Genomic DNA, 2,794 nt, shown 5'->3' on the forward strand with positions numbered 1-2,794 from the left:
CGAAGATATCGAAGTCCCAGAAAATTTTGCCATTCAACCCGTAGATGGAGAATTATCGGGAGACTTTACCTTTAACCTCGAAACTCTGGCAACTTCGGGAGAAAATGTCACGATCGAATCCCCCGCTTTAGGTAGTATTCGCGGAGATCTGTTGGCAGGTAGTTTTCAATTTGTCGATCGCTCTTTTGCTATTCAAGATGTGGAATTCCGACAGAGAAATAGTACCTATCAACTAGAAGGCAGCATTACCCAAAAACCAGAAGATTTCCTCGTTGATGGTCGAGTATCGATTAATGGGGGACAAATACAAGATATTCTGGTAGCCTTGCAAATATTTGAATTGACCGATCTCAGTCGCATTTTTAGCGATCGCAACTATGGCACGGCAGATAATTTGTACCAGTCCTCAGAATCGACTCAGCCACCTTTGTTTGCGGTAGGTTTAAAAGATGCCGATATTTTCGAGCAACTACAATTAATTTCAGCTATTGAAGCTTGGTTGGCTTCGATCGATCGAGAGCGACAAACGGCAATAATTCCCCCAATTAAAAACTTGAGGGGCAAATTTGACGGAGAAGTGAATGTTTCAGGCTCTTTAAATGACGGTTTGACTTCGGAATTTCAATTTTTAGGAGAAAAATGGCAGTGGGGAGATTTAACCAGTCAAGAGATTGTGGCTAAAGGCAATCTGAAACAAGGAATTTTGACCCTGTTGCCTATTTCCATCAAATTACAAAATCCCCAAAACGCGGGAGGCGATGCCCCAGCTAAAAAAGCGATCGATCGCTCTACCCCAACCCTTCTGTTTACGGGTACATTTGGCGGTGAAACTCAATCGGGACAATTTAGATTGGTAGAAATTCCCGTCAAGTTAATCGAGCGACTATTCTCTCTTCCTTCCGAATTAGCTTTAGATGGCTTAATTAATGCTTCTGCTAGTTTGGCAGGTACTCAAAAAGATCCCCAAGCTAGAGGAGAAATTAGAATCGATAATGCTTCTCTCAATGAGACTTCCATCGAATCTACCAAGGGGAGTTTTAACTATCGCAACGCTCGTTTGGAGTTTTCTGCTAGTAGTAATATTGTCCAGGATGCCGATCCTTTGATTCTTAAAGGTAGCATTCCCTATAAACTGCCTATTGCCGAAGTTTCCCCAGAGAGCGATCGCTTGGAACTACAACTAAATGTCAAAGATAGAGGTTTGGCGTTATTAGATATTTTTTCGAGGGGGGAATTGAAGTGGCTTGATGGTAAAGGAAAAATAGTCCTTGATATTTCTGGGGTATTGGATGCCAAACAAAACCTACCTCGGAAATTGGTGGCACAGGGAACTGCAAATATAGAAAATGCTAAGATAGCGATTAAAAATTTACCCAATAATTTACTTACTGAGATTAACAGTGAAATCTTTTTCGATCTCAACAAGATCCGAATTAATAATTTTGAAGGAGATTTTGGCGGTGGTCAAATCTTAGCAGCAGGTACTATACCCTTAGGTAAAAACGGGACTCGCGATCCCCTAACCATCGATTTCGATAATATCACCGTTGATGTTCCCAAGTTGTACGATGGCGGGGTACAAGGCAGATTGCAAATTTTAGGCAAAGTTACCGAGCCGATTATTACAGGTAGCATGACCCTATTAGACGGAACTATTTTATTGGTTGATGAAACCGATACCAATATTGAACCAGAAAAAAATATAACTACAGGAAGTAAAATTAGCGCGCTCAAACGAAATAATACGGAAGAAAGTATTGCTGCCATTACTCAATATAAAAATCTCAAACTCAAATTAGGCAACAATATTCAAATCAGCCAACCGCCAATCTTTACTTTCCTCTCTACAGGAGATCTAAATATTAATGGTACTTTTTTGCAACCTAGCCCAGATGGGACAATTATTCTAGAAAGGGGTCAAGTAAATTTATTTACAACTCAGCTAAATTTATCTAGAGATTATCAAAATACGGCTCGTTTTTCCAGTAACAATATTCTCGATCCTTTTTTAGATGTATTGTTAGTGGGTTCGGCAATTGAAACCACAGCTAATAGATCGATTCCTAGTGAAGTTTCTCCCACAGAAAAACCCGATGCCGATACTTTGGGTACTTTAGAAACCGTCAGGATTGAAGCGAAAGTAAAAGGACTCGCCAGTCAAATTACTAATAGAATCGAACTCACTAGTAGTCCTTCCCGCAGCCAAGCAGAAATTGTCGCCCTATTGGGGGGTGGTTTTGTAGAAACTTTAGCCAATAATACTAGTACTTTTGGCTTGGCTAGTTTGGCGGGTTCGGCATTATTTGGCAGCCTCAATTCCGAATTTAATAATGCTTTTCCCATAGGTGAATTGCGTTTATTTCCCACCCAAATTATTGACGATGAGGATAATCCCGATGATGGTACTGATGATGGTTTAGCAGGGGAAATTGCTTTCGATCTATTTAATAATTTCTCTTTTTCGGTGTTGAAAATTCTCAATGTCAACGAGATTCCTGCTCAATATGGTTTTCGCTATCGTCTGGATCAAAACTTTGTTTTGAGGGGTTCTACTGACTTTCGTTCTATACTCAGTCAAGAAGAATTAGATGAAAATAATGAGGAACAAGGTAATACTAGATTTTCGATTGAATTTGAATCGAGGTTTTAAGTAATACCATTTCTCCTTGAAGTTGCACTTACAGCCGTTTTCAGTTGAATAGCTCTCTGGGAAAATTTACTAGTTCGTAGTTTTTAGTTTTTAGTTCTTAGTTTTTAAAGTTTAATTATGTGGTCTACCCATGTGAAAAGCGCA

At 39.5% G+C, this 2,794-nt stretch carries 1 protein-coding gene; it reads left to right on the forward strand.

Annotated elements, in window-relative coordinates; all coding sequences use genetic code 11:
• Positions 1-2,650 (forward strand): translocation/assembly module TamB domain-containing protein (locus AC33VI_RS22870; protein ID WP_491784567.1); only part of this gene is annotated, 2,650 nt, incomplete at its 5' end.
• Positions 2,651-2,794: the final 144 nt, after the last annotated feature.

It is taken from the genome of Waterburya sp. (genome assembly GCF_058530065.1).